General features: G+C 73.5%; 15 protein-coding genes and 6 pseudogenes. 12 read left to right on the forward strand and 9 right to left on the reverse strand.

All coding sequences use genetic code 11. The features are described from left to right. Positions 1-49: 49 nt before the first annotated feature. Positions 50-1,369 carry an MFS transporter gene (locus tag ACWDD7_RS05860; RefSeq protein WP_450456483.1) on the forward strand — a complete coding sequence of 440 codons (1,320 nt, stop codon included), beginning with the start codon at positions 50-52 and terminating at the stop codon, positions 1,367-1,369. Positions 1,370-1,823: 454 nt separating this feature from the next. On the opposite strand, the gene ACWDD7_RS05865 is transcribed toward ACWDD7_RS05860, so the two are convergent. Further along, positions 1,824-3,011, reverse strand: a complete 1,188-nt coding sequence (locus tag ACWDD7_RS05865) for a flavin-containing monooxygenase (protein WP_450456484.1) — start codon at positions 3,009-3,011, stop codon at positions 1,824-1,826. A 154-nt stretch (positions 3,012-3,165) separates the two neighbouring features. Between ACWDD7_RS05865 and ACWDD7_RS05870 the strand changes: the two are divergent. Together ACWDD7_RS05870 and ACWDD7_RS05875 are read left to right on the forward strand one after the other, a co-directional pair. Beyond that, positions 3,166-3,560 (forward strand): annotated as a pseudogene (locus ACWDD7_RS05870) (Zn-ribbon domain-containing OB-fold protein); the annotation flags it as partial. An 18-nt stretch (positions 3,561-3,578) separates the two neighbouring features. Further along, positions 3,579-4,442, forward strand: coding sequence for a GNAT family N-acetyltransferase (locus ACWDD7_RS05875; RefSeq protein WP_450456557.1), 864 nt, complete (start codon positions 3,579-3,581; stop codon positions 4,440-4,442). Between the two features lie 37 nt (positions 4,443-4,479). On the opposite strand, the gene ACWDD7_RS05880 is transcribed toward ACWDD7_RS05875, so the two are convergent. After that, positions 4,480-5,148, reverse strand: a complete 669-nt coding sequence (locus ACWDD7_RS05880) for a pyridoxine/pyridoxamine 5'-phosphate oxidase (RefSeq protein ID WP_450456485.1) — start codon at positions 5,146-5,148, stop codon at positions 4,480-4,482. 112 nt (positions 5,149-5,260) lie between these two features. Next, positions 5,261-5,494 (reverse strand): annotated as a pseudogene (locus ACWDD7_RS05885) (thiolase C-terminal domain-containing protein); the annotation flags it as partial. 6 nt (positions 5,495-5,500) lie between these two features. Here ACWDD7_RS05885 and ACWDD7_RS05890 point away from each other — a divergent pair. The 3 genes and pseudogenes from ACWDD7_RS05890 to ACWDD7_RS05900 all read left to right on the forward strand — a co-directional run. Then, positions 5,501-5,599, forward strand: a pseudogene (locus ACWDD7_RS05890) (nitroreductase family deazaflavin-dependent oxidoreductase); the annotation flags it as partial. 263 nt (positions 5,600-5,862) lie between these two features. Next, the gene (locus tag ACWDD7_RS05895) at positions 5,863-6,582 is read left to right on the forward strand and encodes an RNA polymerase sigma factor (protein ID WP_450456486.1); all 720 of its coding nucleotides are present in this window, start codon (positions 5,863-5,865) and stop codon (positions 6,580-6,582) included. Then, positions 6,579-7,676, forward strand: a complete 1,098-nt coding sequence (locus ACWDD7_RS05900; protein WP_450456487.1) for a CU044_5270 family protein — start codon at positions 6,579-6,581, stop codon at positions 7,674-7,676. Before ACWDD7_RS05895 ends, ACWDD7_RS05900 begins: the two co-directional genes overlap by 4 nt. Before the next feature lie 59 nt (positions 7,677-7,735). Here the strand turns inward: ACWDD7_RS05900 and ACWDD7_RS05905 are convergent, their stop codons facing one another. After that, positions 7,736-8,353 carry a LysE family translocator gene (locus ACWDD7_RS05905; protein ID WP_351863813.1) on the reverse strand — a complete coding sequence of 206 codons (618 nt, stop codon included), beginning with the start codon at positions 8,351-8,353 and terminating at the stop codon, positions 7,736-7,738. 82 nt (positions 8,354-8,435) lie between these two features. Here ACWDD7_RS05905 and ACWDD7_RS05910 point away from each other — a divergent pair, with 82 nt between their 5' ends. Continuing rightward, positions 8,436-8,888 carry an Lrp/AsnC family transcriptional regulator gene (locus tag ACWDD7_RS05910; protein WP_351863815.1) on the forward strand — a complete coding sequence of 151 codons (453 nt, stop codon included), beginning with the start codon at positions 8,436-8,438 and terminating at the stop codon, positions 8,886-8,888. Between the two features lie 102 nt (positions 8,889-8,990). Here the strand turns inward: ACWDD7_RS05910 and ACWDD7_RS05915 are convergent, their stop codons facing one another. Further along, positions 8,991-9,626 carry a TetR family transcriptional regulator gene (locus ACWDD7_RS05915; RefSeq protein WP_351864002.1) on the reverse strand — a complete coding sequence of 212 codons (636 nt, stop codon included), beginning with the start codon at positions 9,624-9,626 and terminating at the stop codon, positions 8,991-8,993. Positions 9,627-10,366: 740 nt separating this feature from the next. Between ACWDD7_RS05915 and ACWDD7_RS05920 the strand changes: the two are divergent. From ACWDD7_RS05920 to ACWDD7_RS05930, 3 genes and pseudogenes are all read left to right on the forward strand, one after another. After that, positions 10,367-11,041, forward strand: a pseudogene (locus ACWDD7_RS05920) (VOC family protein); the annotation flags it as partial. Between the two features lie 111 nt (positions 11,042-11,152). Then, positions 11,153-13,543: an outer membrane protein assembly factor BamB family protein gene (locus tag ACWDD7_RS05925; protein WP_450456558.1), complete on the forward strand. Its 2,391-nt coding sequence runs from the start codon at positions 11,153-11,155 to the stop codon at positions 13,541-13,543. A 135-nt stretch (positions 13,544-13,678) separates the two neighbouring features. Beyond that, a complete protein-coding gene (locus ACWDD7_RS05930) occupies positions 13,679-14,317 on the forward strand; it encodes a hypothetical protein (RefSeq protein ID WP_450456488.1) in 639 nt (212 codons plus the stop codon). A gap of 104 nt (positions 14,318-14,421) precedes the next feature. Here ACWDD7_RS05930 and ACWDD7_RS05935 read toward each other — a convergent pair whose 3' ends face one another. The 3 genes from ACWDD7_RS05935 to ACWDD7_RS05945 form a co-directional block, all read right to left on the reverse strand. Beyond that, positions 14,422-14,559, reverse strand: a complete 138-nt coding sequence (locus ACWDD7_RS05935; RefSeq protein ID WP_450456489.1) for a hypothetical protein — start codon at positions 14,557-14,559, stop codon at positions 14,422-14,424. Positions 14,560-14,670: 111 nt separating this feature from the next. Beyond that, the gene (locus tag ACWDD7_RS05940) at positions 14,671-14,892 is read right to left on the reverse strand and encodes a hypothetical protein (protein ID WP_351863824.1); all 222 of its coding nucleotides are present in this window, start codon (positions 14,890-14,892) and stop codon (positions 14,671-14,673) included. Between the two features lie 233 nt (positions 14,893-15,125). Continuing rightward, positions 15,126-18,092 carry a BTAD domain-containing putative transcriptional regulator gene (locus ACWDD7_RS05945; protein WP_450456490.1) on the reverse strand — a complete coding sequence of 989 codons (2,967 nt, stop codon included), beginning with the start codon at positions 18,090-18,092 and terminating at the stop codon, positions 15,126-15,128. 256 nt (positions 18,093-18,348) lie between these two features. Here ACWDD7_RS05945 and ACWDD7_RS05950 point away from each other — a divergent pair. Continuing rightward, positions 18,349-18,519, forward strand: a pseudogene (locus ACWDD7_RS05950) (amidohydrolase family protein); the annotation flags it as partial. Between the two features lie 23 nt (positions 18,520-18,542). Further along, a pseudogene (locus tag ACWDD7_RS05955) lies at positions 18,543-19,009 on the forward strand (aldehyde dehydrogenase family protein); the annotation flags it as partial. Here ACWDD7_RS05955 and ACWDD7_RS05960 read toward each other — a convergent pair. Next, positions 19,010-19,402, reverse strand: coding sequence for a nitroreductase/quinone reductase family protein (locus tag ACWDD7_RS05960; RefSeq protein ID WP_351863830.1), 393 nt, complete (start codon positions 19,400-19,402; stop codon positions 19,010-19,012). Positions 19,403-19,481 lie beyond the last annotated feature (79 nt).

The following is a 19,481-nucleotide window of genomic DNA, read 5'->3' on the forward strand; positions in this document are numbered from 1 at the left end:
TCCTTCGGGCCACTCGATGCGCGCAGAGGAAATACGGACGCTGTATGACGTGACTCAGACAAACCCAGCCGCCGCCCTCGACCGGGCCGCCCCGCCCGATCCGCGACCCCGGACGCGCCCGCGTGTGCACCGCGCCTGGTTCGTCGCCGCCGTCACCTTCGTCACGATCACCGGCGCGGCCGCCTTCCGCTCCCTGCCCGGCCTGCTCATCGACCCGCTGCACCAGGAGTTCGGCTGGTCGCACGGCACGATCGGCGCGGCCGTCTCCCTCAACCTCGCGCTCTACGGCCTGACCGCGCCGTTCGCCGCCGCGCTGATGGACCGGTTCGGTATCCGGCGGGTGGTGGCGGCGGCGCTGACCGTGATCGCGCTCGGCTCCGCGATGACGGTGTGGATGACGGCGGCGTGGCAGCTGTGGCTGTGCTGGGGTCTGATGGTCGGGCTCGGCACGGGCTCGATGGCGCTGGCCTTCGCGGCGACGGTCACCAACCGCTGGTTCACCTCGCGGCGCGGCCTGGTCAGCGGCATCCTGACCGCCGCGTCCGCCTCCGGCCAGCTGGTCTTCCTGCCGCTGCTGTCCTGGATGGTCGAACACCACGGCTGGCGCCCGGCGGCCGTGACCGTCGCGCTGGCGGCGCTCGCGGTGGTCCCCTTCGTCTGGCTCCTGCTGCACGACCACCCGGCGGACATCGGCCAGAACCCCTATGGATCGACGCGGTTCGTACCCAAGCCGCCCCCGGCGACGGGTGCCGCCCGCCGTACCCTCGACGTCCTGTCGACCGCCGTCCGCACCGGCACGTTCTGGCTCCTCGCCGGTACCTTCGCGATCTGCGGCGCCTCCACCAACGGCCTGGTGCAGACCCACTTCGTGCCCGCCGAGCACGACCACGGCATGCCGGTGACGACCGCGGCCTCGCTGCTCGCGGTGATCGGTGTGTTCGACGTCGTCGGCACCATCGCCTCCGGCTGGTTCACCGACCGCTTCGAACCCCGCCGTCTCCTGGCGCTCTACTACGCCCTGCGCGGTCTCTCCCTCGTCTTCCTCCCGATGCTGCTGGCCCCCTCGATCCACCCCCCGATGCTGTTCTTCATCGTCTTCTACGGCCTCGACTGGGTCGCCACCGTCCCGCCCACCCTCGCCCTGTGCCGCGAGCAGTACGGCGAGGACAGCGCCATCGTCTTCGGCTGGGTCCTCGCCTCCCACCAGGTCGGCGCCGCCCTCGTCGCCTACCTCGGCGGCCTTGCCCGCGACGTCTTCGGCTCCTACGACCTGGTCTGGTACGCCTCGGGAACGCTGTGCGCGGCCGCGGCCCTGATGTTCCTGGTGATCCGGAGGACGGGCACGGCGGCACCGGCCGTCGCCGGCTGAGCGGCCCCGCCCGGGGCGCCCGCCACAGGCCGAGCCGGGTGAAGCGCCCCTGGCGGAAGAGGAGAGGGGCGGTCGGGGTGGCGGCCGTGCCGAGGGCGTGGACGCGACCGGTTGCGTGCAACGGCCGGCCGCCGACGTCGAGGTCGTCCACCCTGCCGTGGACGGCGGGGCCGGGTCGTTGCTCACCGCAGGCGATGGCACGGGTGCGGCGGGAGTCGGTGGTGAGGGTCCCGTGGGTTGATCCAAGCATCGGTCCGCCCGCTCCTGTGAGACAGCACGTGTAGGAACTGATGCTGTGTCAGGTCAACGAACCGGAGGCGGGTCAGGAATGGTGCGGGGAGGGGAAGTCACTGGTGAGTGGGAGGTCGGGGCGCCGGTCTGGGGGCGGGCGGGGCGTGCGCGGCCGGTGATCCGCGACCGGGGGGCGCGATGGCCGCCGCGCGGACGCCGCGGGCTACCGGAGGCGTCCCAGATGCCCCGCCACCGCCTTCGCGATCCGCCCCGCGTCCAGCGCCAGCTCCCGCAGCATCCCGCTGATCGGGTTGGTGTACCCGGTGAAGTACAGGCCGGGCGCCTGGGCCGGCGTCCGGCCGCCCCGCACCACCGGCTTTCCGTCCGGGGCCAGGACCCCGAGGTGCCCCACCAGCCCGTCCAGCCCGCGCGCGTACCCCGTCGCCGCGATCACCGCGTCCGGCGAAATCCGGGAGCCGTCCGCCAGGACCACCTCCCCGGCCGCGAAGGACTCCACCGCCGCCACGACCTCCACCTTCCCGCGGCGCACGGCGTCGACCAGACCCACGTCCTGCACCGGGATCGCACCCTGCCTCACCCTGCTGTACAGGCCGGTGTCGGGGCGGGGCAGCCCGTGCGCGGACAGGTCGGGCATGGACAGCCTTGCCTGCCGGCGGGACAGGCGGTCCACGAAACGCACCGGGAGCCGCCGCACCAGCACCCCGGAGTACTGCGCGGGCCACCCGAGGGTGGACCGGCGCACGATGTGCGGCACGGTCCGCACCGCGAGCCGCACCCGCGCGGCCCCGCCCTCCACCAGGTCCACGGCAATCTCCGCGCCGGTGTTCCCGGCCCCGACGACCAGCACGTCCCGCCCGGCGTACGGCCCCGCGTTGCGGTACGCGCCGGCGTGCAGTAGTTCGCCGTCGTACGACTCCCGCCCCGGCCAGTCGGGCACGCGCGGGGTGTGGTTGTAGCCCGTGGCGACGACCACCGCGCTGCCGGTCAGCTCGCGGCCGCCGGACGCGTGCAGCAGCCAGCCGGTGCCGTCCCCGGCGCGCTCGACGCGGTGCACCTCCACGCCGGTGACGATCTCCAGCTCATGGTGCTCGGCGTACTTCTCCAGGTAGCGCACCACGTCGTCGCGCGAGACCCAGCGGCCGAACCGGCGCGGGATCTTCAGGCCGGGCAGCGCGGACAGCCGCCGGGTGGTGTGCAGATGGAGCCGGTCGTAGTGGCGCCGCCAGGACGCCCCGACCGCGTCGGCCTTCTCCAGCACCACCGCCCGTATGCCGCGCGCCCGCAGCGCGTACGCGGCGGCGAGCCCGCCCGGACCGGCGCCGATGACGTACACCGGGTGGTCGGCGGGGGCGGACGAGGGATGCGTGGGGGTGGGACGGGACGCGGCCATGAGCGCGAGCGTAATCACCCACCTGCTTGATGGGTCTCGGTCAAGACCGGAATTGGTTCCGGATTGATCACGGATGTGCGGGGCGTGTACGCGAATGGTGCGCAAAAGGACGACAGGGGAGCCTACTTGACGGAGCGTCATATACATGGATCCGATGAACAGCGGTCCGCGCCACGACGTCCCCGAAACCGACGCCTTCACCCGTCCCTACGGGGACGCCGTCGCCGACGGCCGTCTCCTGACCCGCCGTTGAGCCGCCCGCGGCCGGGCCCACCCCTACCCGCGCGAGTTCTGCCCCCACTGCTGGAGCGACGACGTCGCCTGGGAGCAGGCCACCGGCCGCGCCGCCCTCTACACCTGGTCCACCGTCCATCGCAACGACCTGCCCCCTTCTCCTCCCGCACCCCGTACGTCGCCGCCGTGGTCGAGCTCGCGGAAGGGCCGAGGACGATGACGCGGGTCGTGGGCGCCGAGGAGGGGGAGATCTCGGCGGGGATGCCGCTGCGGGTGGCGTTCGCGGACGGCAAACCGGTTCTCCGCCCGGAGGGTCGAGCCGATCATGGGCCCATGCATCCCGACTCCTGGCAGTTCACCGACGACCTCGACGGCTTCCTCGCCCGCGCGGGCGGCTTCCTGCGCTCCCGCCCGGCGGCACATACCGTGCCGCTGACGGTGACCGACACGCTCCGCCGGCGCGGGCTCCACTACTACGGCCGTGACGCACCCCTCTTCGGCACCCTGGCGGCGGACGACGGCACGGTGGCCGCGGCACTGGTCCATACGCCGCCGTACGGCCTCTGCCTCACCCCCGTCACCGCGCGCCAGGCGGACGCGCTGGCCGACCGCCTCGCCGACCTGGGGCGCCGGCCCGCCGAGGTGAGCGCCGAGCGGGAATCCGCGGCGGCGTTCGCGCGGGCGTGGCAGCGGCGGGCCGGCGTGCGGGCGGGGGTGCGGATGCGTCAGCGGCTCTACCGGCTCGACGGGTTGATCCCTCCGGCGCCGGTGCCGGACGGCCGCCCGAGGGTCGCCGGACCCGCCGACCGCGAGCTGCTGGTCCGCTGGTTCGAGGAGTTCGCGGACGCCGTCGGCGAAGGTCCCGTCCGGGACGGGGGAGCATGGGCCGACGCCCGTCTCTCCTACGGCGGCGTCACCCTGTGGGAGGCCGCCGACGGCACGCCCCTCGCCATGGCCGGGGCGACCCGGGAGATCGCCGGGCAGGTGCGCGTCGCCCCCGTCTACACCCCGGCCGGCCTGCGTCGGCGCGGATACGCGGGCGCGGTCACCGCCGAGGTGAGCCGGGCCGCGCGGGACGCGGGCGCCGCCGAGGTCCTCCTCTTCACCGACCTGGCCAACCCCACGAGCAACGGTCTCTACCAGCGGCTCGGCTACCGGGGCGTCGCGGACTTCACGGTGTGGGCGTTCGCGGGTTGAGCCGCGGCACGAACCGAAGCGCCCCCGCGCCGTCCGTTCACGGCCACAGCAGCCCCCTGCTCCATCCGAACTCCGTGCTGCGGTACTCCAGCCGGACATGCGCGCGATCGGCGTCGCCCTGGAAGAACTCGACCGAGTCGGGGCGCAGGCGGTAGAGGGTCCAGGTGGGGGCGGGCAGGGCAGGGTTCTCGCGGGCCCTGGCCCACGCCGCCGCCGAGGCGCGGCGCAGCTCGTCCGCGGAGGCCAGCTCCTCGCTCTGCCGGCCGGTCAGCGCCGCCGCGAGCGCGCGGGTCGAGCGGGCGTGCAGATCGGCCTGGCTCTCCTCGGGCGTCCCCGCCGCGACCGCTCCGCGCAGCCGCACCTGGCGGCCGAGCACCGGCCAGTAGAAGGTCAGCGCGGCGTACGGGTGGGCGCCGAGGGCCCGGCCCTTGCGGCTGGTGGCGTGCGTGCCGAAGGACCAGCCGTCGGGGTCGGCGCCGTGCAGCAGCACGATCCGGGCGTCCGGTCGCCCCTCCTCGTCCACCGTGGCCAGCGTCATGGTGTGGGGCTCCGGCTGCCCGGCCGCCACGGCCTCCGCGAACCAGCTCGTGAACAGCGGCAGCGGGGTCGGCGGTGCCGTCTCCGGGTCGAACGGCGGCAGCCGCGTGATCTCGGGCGACCAGACGCGCTGGGTCAGGAGCAGGGCGTGGAGATCGTTCTGTGCCATGGGCCCGAGTATCCAAGCCCGGACGAGTCCACCCGCACCCGCCCGCCGCCCCGTCTCACCCGTTCGGGCCGCCCGGTGGCGCACGGGAGCACCCGCCGTCCTTCCCGACCGCCTAGCGGCCCAGCACCACCGTGCCCGACGAGCAGAACCAGCCCCCGGTGCCGGACGCGACCGCGAGACGGGGCAACTGTCCGTTCGGACAGGGCACTTGGCGTTGCCCGGCCTCGCCGCGCGGCTGCCGTACGGCCTCCACGAGCAGGAACAGGCCGCGCATACCCGGGTGCTGGGCGGACAGCCCGCCGCCGTCCGTGTTCACCGGCAGCGCGCCGCCGCGCACCCGCAGCCGACGGCGGTGTGGGAGGCGGCCCTGGCGTTCTGGCCGCCGTACGCCGCCCACCAGAAGCGGATCAGCCGGGAGATCAGGCTCTTCCGGCTGACCGAACGCCGCTAGGCGGTGTCTTCACAACCGCAGGGTCCTCGACGGGATCGCGCGGAAGTGGTTCCGTACGGGGAACGGCCTGGCGGAACGTGCCCGAGCGATGCGGGCCGCGGGCGCATCCGCGCACCCGTTTCCGCCGGTGGGCGGGGGACGGCACCGTCCGAGCGGAGTCTTCCTCGCCCTCGGACGCGTACGGCGCGGGCTCGCCCTGACTGTGACGCACGTCACGGGAAGTGGAGCCGGGAATCCGACAGGTCCCAGAGGTGAGCATTGACATGCGTACCCGGCTACGGGCGGGGGAACCGGCCGCGTTCGCCGAGTTGTTCGACAGTTACGCCCGCGGCGTGTACAACCACGCCTTCCGGCTGACCGCCGACTGGTCGACGGCCGAGGACATCATGGCCACCACCTTCATGGAGGCGTGGCGGCTTCGCCACAGGATCGACTCCGAAGGCGGCTCGCTGAGGCCCTGGTTGCTGGGCATCGCCACCAACACGGCCCGCAGCCAGTACCGCGGCAACCGGCGTTACCGGCGAGCGGCCCTCGCCGCCGCGGCCGCCGAACTGCATGTGCCCGACCACGCGGACGAGGTGACCGAGCAGATCGACGGCCGGCGCGAACTGGCCGTGACCCTCCGGGTGCTCGCCTCCTTGCGCAGACCCGAGCGCGAGGTCATCGCGCTGTGCGCGGGAGAAGGGCTCGACTACGAGGCCGCGGCGAAAGCGCTCGGCATTCCCGTGGGCACGGTCGCCTCCCGGCTGTCCCGGGCCCGCCGGAGACTGCGCTCCCTCGCAGACGCCGAACTGGCGCGATCCGCCGGTCCGGCGGTGGCCGTCACCGGCGACCGGGAGAGCCCCGCTCCCCGCCCGGCCCGCACCGGACCGGCGGGACGATCCGAAAAAAACCGCGGCAGACGGGAAGCCGGGGTGACCGGCCGACAGATACCTGGTGATCGCATCGACACCGTCCGGCCCGCACAGGAGGGAAACCGATGAGCGCGAACACGTCCCGGCCAGGCCCGGGTGAGTGGGAGGAAGCCGCACGGCTGCTGTCCCGGACCGCGCGCGACCTGCCGACGGGCCGCCACGACTATCACAGGGAGCGTCTGATGGCCCGAATCGAGCAGGCACAGCGCACACAGGAGACTTCCCCCGGCACCGCGAAGCCGCGCAGGCTGCGGCTGTCCAGCCCGGCGATCGCCCTGCCCGCCCTCGCCGCGGCCGTGGCCGCGGCCGTCATCGCCGGGACGGCGCTGACCGGCGGGAACGGGGACGGACCCCACCGACTCGCCACCGGGCCGGCCCTGACCACCCAGGTCGGCGCCGCCAGCCCCGACGGGGTGAGCCGTCTGCTCGACCAGGTCTCCCTCGTGGCGGCGAAGGGCGACGACCATCCCGTCCTCAAGGCGGGCCAGTACGTGTACATCGAGTCCAAGGCGGCCGACACGTTCCTGAAGACCGTCGACGGCAGGAGCAGCCTCGCCAGCCACCCGCTGCACAAGCGCCAGGTGTGGTACTCCCCCGACGGAACCAAGGGGTGGCTGATCGACCCCTCCGTCAACGTCAGCCCCGAGGGGGAGACCCTGAGCCTGCCCGACGAACAGGGCAACACCCCCGTCGCCGACCTGAACCACCCCTCCTACGACTACCTCGCCAAGCTGCCCACCGACCCCGACACCCTCCTCACGAGGATCTACAAGGAGACCAGGGGACACGGGAACTCGCCGGACCAGGAGGCGTTCACCACGATCGGCGACCTGCTCATTGAGAGCTACCCCCCGCCGGCCCTCTCCAAGGCGCTCTTCAAGGCCGCGGCCAGGATCCCCGGTGTCGTCACTGTGGACGACGCCGTCGACGCGGTCGGCCGGCACGGCGTCGCGGTCGCCCGGCTGGACGAGCAGAGCGGCGAGCGAGAGGAATGGATCTTCGACAAGAACACCCACGTCTTCCTGGGCGAGCGGTCCGTCCAGGTGCGCAGGGCCGGCGGCCTGGATGCGCTCATCAAGCCCGGGACCGTCCTGTTCACCAACGCCGTCCTCCGGCGAGCTGTCGTCGACGGCATGAAGGAGGTCCCCGCGCGGGTCGGGTGACGCCCGCCGCCGGGTCCCCGCGGGGTGCGCACCCTCCGCCGCGTCCACGGCTCCTGCGGCTAGAGGGTCGCGAGCCGCTCCACCAGCAGGAACGCGCCGATGCCGAGCATGGCGGCGCCCGAGGTGCGGGTCACCGCGCGGGCCGCGGCGGGGCGGGCGCCGAGCAGGGCGCGGGCGAGGACGCCCACGGTGAGGTAGACGGCCGCGCAGCACGCCATGTGGAGCAGGCCGAGGGCCGCGGTCTGCGCGGGGACGGGCAGGTGGGCGCCGCGCAGGGTGAGGAACTGGGGGAGGACGGAGAGGTAGAGCAGCAGGCCCTTCGGGTTCAGGCCGCTGATCGTCGCCCCGCGCAGGAAGGGGCGCCCCTCCGCCGGGGCGGCCTCGCCCGCCTCCGGGGTCGCCGGGCGGCGCAGGACGCTCCAGCCCAGCCGGAGCAGATACCCGGCGCCCAGCACGGTCAGCACCGTCAGCAGCCGTGGCGAGCCCGCGACCAGGACCGCGAGACCGGCCGTCGCCAGCGCCGTGTGCAGGGCGTATCCGCAGACCAGGCCCGCCACCGCGCGTGGGACCCGGGCGCCGCGCAGGGCGGTCGCGATGACGTACGCCCAGTCGGCGCCCGGCACGCACACCAGCAGCAGGTCCACGACGAGGAAGGAGAAGAGCAGTCCCGAGTCCATGAAGGGGACATTAGGCGCGTTCGACCCAAAGGTGTTTCCGAAGTTTGCCCACGATCGGCCCTTCTGGGCAAATATCTACTCCATGGACGACGTGGACCGGAAAATCCTTGCCGAACTCCAGCAGGACGGGCGGCTGACCGTGACCGAGCTGGCCGCGCGGGTGCGGCTCAGCGTCTCGCCGTGCCACCGGCGACTGCGCGAGCTGGAGCGGTCCGGGGCGATCCGGGGCTACCGGGCGGTGGTGGACGCGACGGCGCTCGGGCTGAACTTCGAGGCGTTGGTCTTCGTGTCCATGCGGCAGGAGGACCGGGACACGGTGGCCGAGTTCGAGCGGGCGGTCAGCGAGCTGGACCATGTGCTGGACGCGCAACGGCTGTTCGGGGAGCCGGACTATCTCCTGCGGGTGGCCACGGCCGACCTCGCGGCGTTCCAGCGGCTGTACGACGAGCGGCTCGCGACGCTGCCGGGGGTGCAGCGGCTGACATCGACACTGGTGATGAAGCACGTCGTACGGGACCGGCCGCTGCCGGCGTGAGCCGTCGCCCCCGAGAGCACGGCGGGCGGCGGCTCACGTCGGTGAACCGCCGCCTGCAGACAGGACTTGGCCGTGAAGGGGACGTACCGAGACGTACGGGTGCTATTTCGACGGCTTGCGCCCCGTGACGCCCAGGTGCACCAACAGGGCCAGGTTGGGCTTGAGTTCGGCCTGCTTGACGCCCCAGGAGGAGAAGCCCTTCTGGTGGGAGGCGACCGCCGCGAGCATGGCGACGAGGGAGCCGGCCACCGCGGAGGGGTTCACGTCCTTGTCGACGCGGCCCTTGGACTGGAGTTCCGCGATCGAGTCGGCGAGGGAGCTGTTGACCGAGTTCAGGATCTTCATGCGGATCTTGTAGAACCGTTTGTCCCCTTCGGCGGCGCCGAGGTCGACCACGCGCAGGATCGCGTCGTGCTTCTTCCAGAAGTCCAGGAAGCCGTCCACGAGTTCCTGCGAGGTCTGCCAGCCGGACTTGCCGGCCCAGGAGCGTCCTTCGAGCAACTGGGTCAATCCGGCGCCGTCGGCCGCCATTTGGTCGGCGATCTCCAGGACGGCACCCTCGACGTCCGGGAAGTACTGGTAGAAGGTCGCGGGCGAAGTGCCCGCCTTCCGGGCGACATCGATGACCTTGACGTCCCGGTACGGGGAGGAGCTGAGCATCTCGCTGAGGCAGTCGAGCAGCTTCTGCCGGGTCGCCTGCCCACGTCGGCCGGCCACGCGGCCGTCGACGGTACGCACTTGTCCTGTCATGCCGTCAGCTTACCGAGGGGTGATGGGAGCGCGATTCGGCCGACTGCAAATGGGGTGCGCGGGCCTATCGAGCCTGGTGTGCCTGGTCTGCGGGCTGCGCGTCACCCGGTTACTTTGACGACATGGCCGAAAACAGGGCATCCACGAACGAAGAGCCACACGGGGGTCAGAGCGGCGGGCCGGGGGGCGGGCCGGGTGGGGCGGCCGGGGGCGAGTGGGGCGTCGTGGGGCGCGGTGCGGGCCGCTTCGGAGTGAGTGGAGGGGCGGGCTCCGGGGTGCGGGGAGGTGCCGGGGGAGGGGCGCGCACACTCCCTGACGGGCGGCCGGCGGCCGGAGGGCCCGGCGGCGACGGGCGCATCGCGGCGAACGCGGGGCCGGGTGGGGGTGAAGCGGGTAAATCGGAGGAATCGGATGCCGGGTCGGTCGGTGACGCGCGGGGCGGCTCCGGCCGGCCGGGCGCAGGCCCCGCCGAGGAGCCGGGCGCGGGCCGCGGGGCGCAAGGGGAGCCCGGCGCGCGGCCGGGGTCCGGGCCGGACGCGGGCTCGCGTGGAGCACCCGGCGCGGGAGCGCGACCCGGCGTGCCCGCCTCCCCCTCGTCGGCCACCGGTCGGCCGGGCGCAGGCCCCGGGGAGCCGGCCACGGCAGCGCCGGTTTCCGCCGCGAACCCGGCCCCCACGGAGAAATCTCCCCCCGCCCCGCCCGCCTACCCCGAGGGCACCCCCTGCTGGCTCGACGCGCAGCTCCCCGATCTCGAAGGGGGCAAGCGGTTCTACGGGGAGCTCTTCGGGTGGAGTTTCCGGGAGGGGGAGGCGGGGTCCGTGTGGGCCACGCTCGGCGGGCAGCCGGTGGCCCAGCTGGAGCGGAAGGCGGACGGGCGGATGCCCACCGTCTGGACCGTGTATTTCGCGACGCCGGACGTGCAGACGCTGAGCCGGAGGATCGTCGCGGCCGGCGGCCAGATCGTCGTCGGGCCGTATCCCGTGGCGGAACTCGGCCGGGCGGCGCTCGCCGCCGACCCCGAGGGCGCGGTGTTCGGGCTGTGGCAGGCGAGGCGGCACCCCGGATTCGGGCGCAGGCACGAGCCCGGCACGTTCGTCTGGGCCCAGCTGTACACCCGCGACACCACCGGCGCGAACACCTTCTACGGCGGCCTGTTCCACCACGCGCTGTTCGCCCCCGGCGCCGAACCCGACTTCGGCCGCGCCGCCGTCACCGACGTCTTCCCCGCCGAGATGCCCCCGCACATCCTCGCCCACTTCCGCGTCACCGGCCTCGACGAGGCGCTCGGCGCCGTCCAACGGCTCGGCGGACGCGTGCAGGCGCCGCCCTTCGAGGCGACGTACGGGCGGGTGGCCGTCGTCACCGACAATCAGGGGGCGTCGTTCGCACTACTGCAACGGTAGGACATCCTGATTTGTCCCCGGGTTCGCCACCGGCCGCCCGGCCAGGAAGAATCGGGGTGCGTGCCGCCGCGGCGGTGCGGTGGTGAGACGCTGCACTTCGGCCGCGTACAAATGGGGTGGCGGCCAGTACGGGGAGGTGGCAGGCAAGTGGATCAGCTGACGCAGCACGATCCGCGGCGGATCGGGCCGTTCGAGGTGCTGGGCCGGCTGGGCGCCGGCGGCATGGGGCTGGTCTATCTCGCGCGCTCGGCGTCCGGCCGGCGCGTCGCGATCAAGACGGTGCGCACCGAGCTGGCCGAGGATCAGCTCTTCCGCGTCCGCTTCACCCGTGAGGTGGAGGCGGCCCGCGCGGTCTCCGGCTTCTACACGGCCGCCGTGGTCGACGCCGACCCCCGCGCCGCCGTGCCCTGGCTCGCCACCGCCTACGTCCCCGCGCCCTCCCTTGAGGAGATAGTGAACGAGTGCGGGCCGCTGCCGGCGCAGGCCGTGCGCTGGCTCGCCGCGGGCGTCGCCGAGGCCCTCCAGTCCATCCACGGCGCCGGCCTGGTGCACCGCGACCTCAAGCCGTCGAACGTGCTCGTGGTCGAGGACGGCCCCCGGGTGATCGACTTCGGCATCGCCTCCGGCGTCTCGAACACCCGTCTGACGATGACGAACGTCGCCGTCGGCACCCCCGCCTACATGTCGCCCGAACAGGCCAAGGACTCCCGCAGCGTCACCGGCGCCAGCGACATCTTCTCGCTCGGCTCCATGCTGGTCTTCGCGGCCACCGGACACCCGCCCTTCCACGGCGCCAACCCGGTCGAGACCGTCTTCATGCTGCTGCGCGAGGGCCCCGACCTCTCCGGCCTGCCGGACGAGCTGCGCCCGCTGATCGAGGTCTGCATGCAGATGGAGGCGCCCGGCCGACCCAGCCCCGCCGACCTCCAGGCCCAGCTCGCGCCCCATCTCTTCGGCTCCGGCTCGGACGACAGCGGCACCGCCTCCGCCTGGCTGCCCGAGAAGGCCGTCGCCCTGATCGAGGCCCGCCGCGGCGGCCGCACCGCCGCCAGGCCCGCCCCGGTGGCGACCGGCCCCGGCCCCCGTCCCACCGCCGGCCCGGCCGTCCCGCCGCCCCCGGCGTACGACCCGCCGGTGCCGTCGGCCTCCTTCGCGGCCCCCGCCTCCGCCCCGGACACCGGCCCCGTCCGGCTCGCCGGCGCCCCGGTCCCGATCGGCCCCGGCCCCCGCGTCGCCGACGCCCGCGCCGCCGCGGTGAAGGCGCCCCCGCCGGAGGCCGGACTGGTCGCCAACTGGTCCCGCCCGCGCCCCGGTGTGGCCGGTGCCGACCCCGCCGTACCCACCCCTCCGCCCGGCCCCCCGGAGCAGGCGAGCGGCTGGCGGCCCTGGCGCTTCCGCATGTCGAACGACGTCTGGGGCACCCCCTCCGTCGACGGCGACCTCGTCTACGTCACCTCCTTCGAGGTGCACGCCCTGGACGTGGGCACCGGCCGCCGCCGCTTCAAGACGCGCGACGTGGCCTGGTCCATGGCGGTCGCGGACGGCCGCGTGCACGCCTCCGACGGCCCGACCCTGTTCGCCCTGGACGCCCGCGAGGGCACCGATCTGTGGCGGCTGTCCACGGACGCCTGGGTGTACTCGCTCAAGGCCGACCGCGGCACCGTCGTCACCGGTACCCGCGGCGGCGGCGTCCAGGCCTGGGAGGCGTCGAACGGGCAGCGGCTCTGGGAGATCACCGGCTGCCAGACCGACTTCGAGACCCCGGAGGCGGGCCCGCTCGTCCACGACGGCACGGTCTACGTCTGGCAGGACGCACGGCTGCGCGCCCTGGACGCCCGTACCGGCGAGGAACGCTGGGCGTACCCCATCGGCGACGCGGCCTCCTGCGGCGGCGTCCCGGTGCGCCTCGCCCCGGCCTCCGACGGCTACGTGTACGTCTGCGCCGGCAGCCGAGTCCTCGCCGTCGAAGCGGTCAGCGGCATGGTGCGCTGGCACTTCGAGGCCCCGGCGGTCTTCCTCGGCCCGCCCGCCTTCGCGCCGGGCCCCGCCGTCACCGGCGGCGGCGTCTACCTCGCCGACTACCTCGGCACGGTCTACGCCCTCGACGCCACCGACGGCCGCGACCGCTGGCGCATCGCCACGGAGGCCCGTTCCTCCACCGAGCCGGTGCTGGTGGCCGCCGGACACGTCCATGTCGGCAGCGGCAAGGGCCTGTACACCCTGGACGCGGTCACCGGCACCCCCAAGTGGCGCTTCCAGGCGGGCGGAGACGTGGTCGGCGCCCCGGCGGTCGCGGAGGGCCGTATCCACTTCGGCTCCACCGACCACCTGCTCTACACGCTCAAGGCCGACGACGGCCGGCTGCGCTGGAAGTTGGCCACCGGCGGCGAGATCACCGGCTCCCCGGTGGTCAGGGACGGGGTGGTGTACGCGTGCAGCAAGGACCGCTGCGTGTACGCGCTGGACGCGGAGAAGGGCACGGGGACGGCCCGAACGGCCTGACGCGCGTGGGCGTGACGGCCGTCGTACCGGTTCACGGAGAGGGCTCCGGACGGCGGCCGTCCCAGGGCCGACGGACGCTACCCGGTGTACCGGAAGCCCGCCACGCGGTGAGCGCCGCTGGATAGGGTTATCGGCATGCCCATGCCTACACGGACGCGCGCGCTCAGGTTCACGGCCGTACTTTCCTTCGTGGTCCTCAGCCTCACCGGCTTCTCCCGAGGGGGGCACAGCAGCCACGGCCACAGCTACGGCCACAGCCACGGAGGCGGTGGGGGAGGCGGGTGCAGCAACTCCCGCCAGGACCACGACACCTCGTCCTCGTCGTCCTCGTCGTCCTCGTCGTCGGGCGGCGGGTCGTACGACGACACCGACGAAACCGACGGCGACTACTACGGCAGCGGCGGCACGGGCACCACGGGCGGCACGAGCACCACGGGCGGCACGTACCGCCGGCCCACGCACGGCACCACGCCCTCCGCGTCCTCCGGCGGCGGCAGCGCGCTCAAGGACGGCAAGCTGAGGCTGATCAGCTGCGCGAGCGCGAAGAAGCCCTACGCGACAGTCGAGTTGACGAACCCGAACAACCGCAAGGTCACCTTCACCGTCGACGTCTCCTTCCGTGACCGCGACGACACGGAGATCGACTTCAACTACGAGAACGTCACCGTCCCGGCCAAGGGCACGGTGAAGGCCAAGGTGGAATACGACTCGGGCTACTCCCCCGACCTGCCCGACCACTGCAAGATCGCTCCGGAGGCCACGGCCGTGGAATAACGGCGCGGCCGTGCTGGACGCGGTGGCGTGGCTGAGGTGCGTGCCGGTCCCCGGTAATACGCCAAGGGCCGGGCACCCGCCCGGCCCTCATCCTGCTGACTGACTCAGCCGACCTTGATCGTGACGAGGATCTGCTTGGTGCGGCTCACTTCGACTCCTGCCAGGGGAGGATGATCTCCGAACGCGGGCGACGCCATCTTCACCTCGGGCGAATGTTCGAGCAGTCGTAAGATTCCCGCCACGGATTGACCTGGATCTTCTCCAGACACACCTCGGCCGCGACGGCTCCCCCTCCGCGCCGCCGCGGCCGATCCCCCTGTGTCCCCCTCCTGGCCGATCCCCGTCGTGGGCGGTCAGGCGGGCTCGGAGGTGATGTGCACGTTGTCCGGGCTGAAGGTGCCGTTGTCCTCGGCGTCGGTGATGTGCACGTTGCCGGCCGGCGACATGGTGGCGGTGTCCTTGGCGTCGGTGATGTGCACGTTGCCGGCCGGCGACATGGTCGCGGTGTCCGTGGTGTCCGTGATGTGGACGTTGGCCGGGGCGACCGTCTTCTCGTTCTTCTTGGCGTCGCTCATGGTGCTTCCTCCCCAGTGGTGCTGGACTCGACTTGCGTGGCCCGTCCGGCCGTTCCCCCGATGAACGGCCGGACGAGCTCACTGATCGCCCCACCTTAGATCGGTGGTTCGGGCGACCTCACCGGCGGTCCGTCTGCCCCCCGACGCGACGGATCGACAAACAAAAGACTGCCGTGTCGCGATAAACGAACGATGAACGCCCCGAACCGCGCGGCGACGGGCAGGACTTGCCCTCAGGCCACCCTCGTCCCCTCCAGCAGCGTCCGCACCGAGTCGGCCTCCGGCGAACCGAGCGACTCGTAGATGGACAGGGCCTCCTGCCAGCACACCTGCGCACGCCCCGACTGCCCTATGCCGTCAAGTGCCCGGCCGAGCACGGTGAGCACGTTGCCGCGCCGCCACTCCCCGCCGATCCCCCGCAGCACGGTCAGCGCGGCCTCCGCGTTCGCCGACGCCTGGGCGGGCCGCTCGGCCGTGAGGTCGACCTCGGCCAGCCGGAACAGCGTCATGCCCTCCCACAGCCGCTGGCGGCTCTCCCGGAAGACCCGCAGCGCCTCCCGCAGCCGCTCGGCAGCCTCCAGATGGCGGCCGTTCTGGGTGAGCGCCATACCCAGCGCGTAGCGGCCGTTGGCGCTCTTCACGGCATGCCCCAGGGTCTCGTACATGTCGACGCCCTGTTGGGCCAGTTTCACCGCGCTCTGCGGTCGGCCGGTCACCACGTGGATGCGGGAGAGGTTGCACAGGACACTTGCCTCGCCGGCGCGGTCCCCGCAGTCCCGGAAGTCCGTGAGCGCCTGCTTGAGATGCTCCTCGGCGTCGTCGTACCGGCGCTGGTAAAAGGCCATCGCGCCACGGATGTTGGCCGCCCAGCAGCGCGCCAGCGGGTCGCTGCAGGAGGCGCCGAGGCGCAGCGACTCCTGAGCCGACTCGTCGGCCTCGGCGAACCGGCCGGACAACTGGTGAGCGTTGGCCAGAACGACCGACGCCCGCACCTGCGCGGGGCCGTCCCCGCTGGACCGGGCCGCGTCGCGCAGGGCAAGCGCGGCGGCGTCGTACTCCCGGGAGTTGGCGCCGGACTCGGTCAGGTCGACGGCGGCCCACAGCAGGTCGATGGCGCGTGGCAGCGTGCCCGCCCCCGCGAACTGGCGCACGCACGCCAGCAGTGACACCGCCTCGGCGTACAGCCAGTCCTGTGCCTGATGCCGGTCCTGGAAGCGCAGTCCGGGGTACACGGTCGGCCGCAGATGGTCCACCACCCGGTCCCCGGGCCGCTCCATCGCGTACACCTGTGCCGCCGTCGCCAGATAGAAGTCCAGCAACCGCGACATCGCCGCCCCCCTCTCGCTCGGCGGCTGTTCGTCCCGTTCCGCGCACGCGCGGGCGTAGAGGCGGACCAGGTCGTGGAAGCGGTAGCGGCCGGGGGCGGCGGATTCCAGCAGGGAGGTGTCGACCAGGGACTCCAGGAGGTCCTCCGTGGACTCCGGCGGCAGGTCCAGGACCGCGGCCGCGGCGGCCAGGGAGATGTCCGGGCCGTCGGCGAGGCCGAGGAGGCGGAAGGCGCGGGCCTGGGTGGGGTCGAGCTGGCCGTAGCCGAGTTCGAAGGTGGCCTTGACCGCCAGGTCGCCGGCCTGGAGCTCGTCCAGCCGGCGGCGTTCGTCGGCGAGCTTCGCGGCGAGGACCGAGACCGTCCAGGTGCGTCGCGCCGCGAGGCGGGACGCGGCGATGCGGATGGCGAGGGGCAGGAAGCCGCAGGCGGCGACGACGTCGAGCGCGGCGTCCCGCTCCGGCGTCACCCGCTCCGCGCCGACGATCCGGGTGAACAGGGCCAGCGCCTCGTCCGGGGACATCACGTCCAGGTCGACCAGGTGCGCGCCCGCCAGCCCCACCATCCGCACCCGGGACGTGACCAGTGCCGCGCACCCCTCCGTGCCGGGCAGCAGCGGCCGTACCTGCGCCGCGTCCTTCGCGTTGTCGAGGAGGACGAGGACCCGGCGGCCGTCCAGCACCGAGCGGTACAGCGCCGCCCGCTCCTCCAGGGAGTCCGGGATCGCCGAGTCCGCCGTGCCGAGGGCGCGCAGGAAGGAACCGAGGACCGTCTCCGGCTCGGCCGGGCGCGGGCCCGCGCCCTGGAGGTCGACGTACAGCTGGCCGTCCGGGAAGGAGGACCGCGCCCGGTGGGCCACGTGCACCGCGAGGGTCGTCTTGCCGACGCCCCCGATCCCGGCCAGCGCGGAGACCGCCATCACGCTGCCCTCCGACTCCGTGGCGCACGCCAGCACCGCGCTGAGCTCGTTCACGAAGGCGGCACGGCCGGTGAAGTCCGGTACCGACGCGGGCAGCTGGGCCGGCCGCACCGGCGCCGCGGGCGGCTCCGCGACCGGCGCCGACGGCTCCGCGAGGGCCGGGTCGGCCCGCAGGATGCGCTGCTGGAGCTCGCGCAGACCCGGGCGCGGGTCCACGCCCAGCTCCTCGGCGAGCAGGCGGCGCGTGTCGGCGTACACGGCCAGCGCCTCCGCCTGCCGCCCGCTGCGGTACAGCGCCAGCATCAGCAGCTCGCGCAGCCGCTCCCGCAGGGGATGCGCGGCGGTGAGCGCCGTCAGCTCGGACACCGCCTCCGCGTGGCAGCCCTGCTCCAGGTCCATGTCCAGGCGGGACTCCAGCAGGCCGAGCCGCCACTCCTCCAGACGGACGCGCTGGGTCTCCGCGTAGGGCCCGGGGACACCGGCCAGGGACTCGCCGTCCCACAGGGCCAGCGCCTCGTCGAGCAGTGCGCGGGCCCGGGCCAGGTCGCCGGTGCCCCGCGCCTTCTCGGCCTCCGCGCCCAGGTCCTGCGCCCGTACGAGATCCAGCGCGCCCTCGCCGAGCCCGCGCACCGCGTACCCGCCGGACTCGCTCACCAGCACGCCGGGGGCGAGGACCTTCCGCAGCCGGGACGCGTACGTGCGGACGGCCGCCAGCGCCTGCGACGGCGGCTCGGGCCCCCACAGCGCGTCGATCAGCTCCGCCGCCGTGGCCGTACGGCCCTCGCGCAGCAGCAGGGCGGCCAGCAGGGCCCGCTGCTGGGGGGAGCCCGTGTTCAGGGTCTCCTCGCCGCGCCAGGCCCGCACCGGACCGAGCACGCCGAACCGCAGCGCTTCCGCCCCCGCACCCTTCGCGGAGCCAGGACGCCGCTGCTCAGGCACTCGCGGCCGACCGTCCATGCGTTCGCCCCCTAGGCATCACAGACAACCCCGTCAGTTTGCCTTGTTCCGGGTGGTTGCGTCAGCCGTGCGAGACGCCGATCACAGACCGCCGGGCGGCAGTCCACAAACCCCACACACCCTCTTCGCACACACGAGACCTCCCCTGATAGCCGACGGTCCGTCAGATCGGCGCTACCGTGGGCGCCATGGACACCCACGCGAGCACGTTTCCGCTGATCATCTCCGTGGACGACCACACCGTGGAGCCGGCCGGCGTCTCGACACCGCCGTCGGGGTCGACCGGGACGAGGTGAGGCTGGAGGTCATCACCTACGAGCAGATGCGCCCGGGGTCGTACCACGTCCCCGCCCGCCTCGCCGACATGGACGTCAACCACGTCCCGTCCGCCCTCTGCTTCCCCAGCTTCCCCCGGTTCTGCGGGCAACACGGTCGTGGTCAAGCCCGCCCCAGGGCGCGGCGCTGGTCTCCGCCGACGCCGACGCCGACGCCGACGCCGACCTAGCCTCCGCCGGCGCCGGGATCGGTACCATCTTCTCCTTCTGCAGCGGCCAGATCTGCACGGCGCCGACACGGGTCCTGGCTAAACGGCCGGTCTACGACCGCCTGTCGGGCGACTCGCGGCGCGCGAGGAGATCTTCGGCCCGGTGGTCTCCGTGATCCCCTTCGACGACGAGGACGAGGGTGTCGCCCTCGCCAACGACTCCGACTACGGCCTCATCGACCACGTCTGGTCCGCCGACGTCGCCCGCGCCTCCCGCGTCGCCCGCCGTCTGCGCGCCGGCGGCGTCAACACCGTCGCCCGCAACATGGAGGCGCCCTTCGGCGGCTTCAAGAAGAGCGGAGTCGGCCGTGACGCGGGGGTCCACGCCCTGCACGCGTACAGCGAGGTGCAGGCCATCGTCTGGCCGGGGTGATCAGTCCGTCAGGTCCACCCGGACGGTCAGCAGATCCGTCCCGAAGGCCCGCACCGCCGTGCTGTTGAGCCGGGGGAGCCCCCGCAGCCGGGCCCGCGGATCGTCGTCCGGCAGCAGATGGGCGGTGCCGTGATGCCACCGCCCCATGATCCGCACCCGCACCCTGGGGTCTGCCTCGATGTTGCGCACGTACTGCGACCTGTGCCCGAACTCCGACACCAGCCAGAACGACCCCCCGACCCGCCGCCCGCCCACCGGCGTCCGCCGCGGCGCCCCGGAGACCCGGCCGGTGGTCTCCAGCACGGTCTGGAGGGGCAGCCGCCGGATCACCGGGTTGAGCCGGCGCTGAAAGCTGGTCACGATGCGGTGCTTGCGGTCCGCGCGGCTCGGCATCTCTCTCGCTCCTGTCTCCTGGCCGGCTTCCGGTTGTCCCCCGGCCGCGTTCCCGCGGTGACGGTGCGGTGGCCCCGTG

It is taken from the genome of Streptomyces sp. NPDC001056, assembly GCF_053598955.1.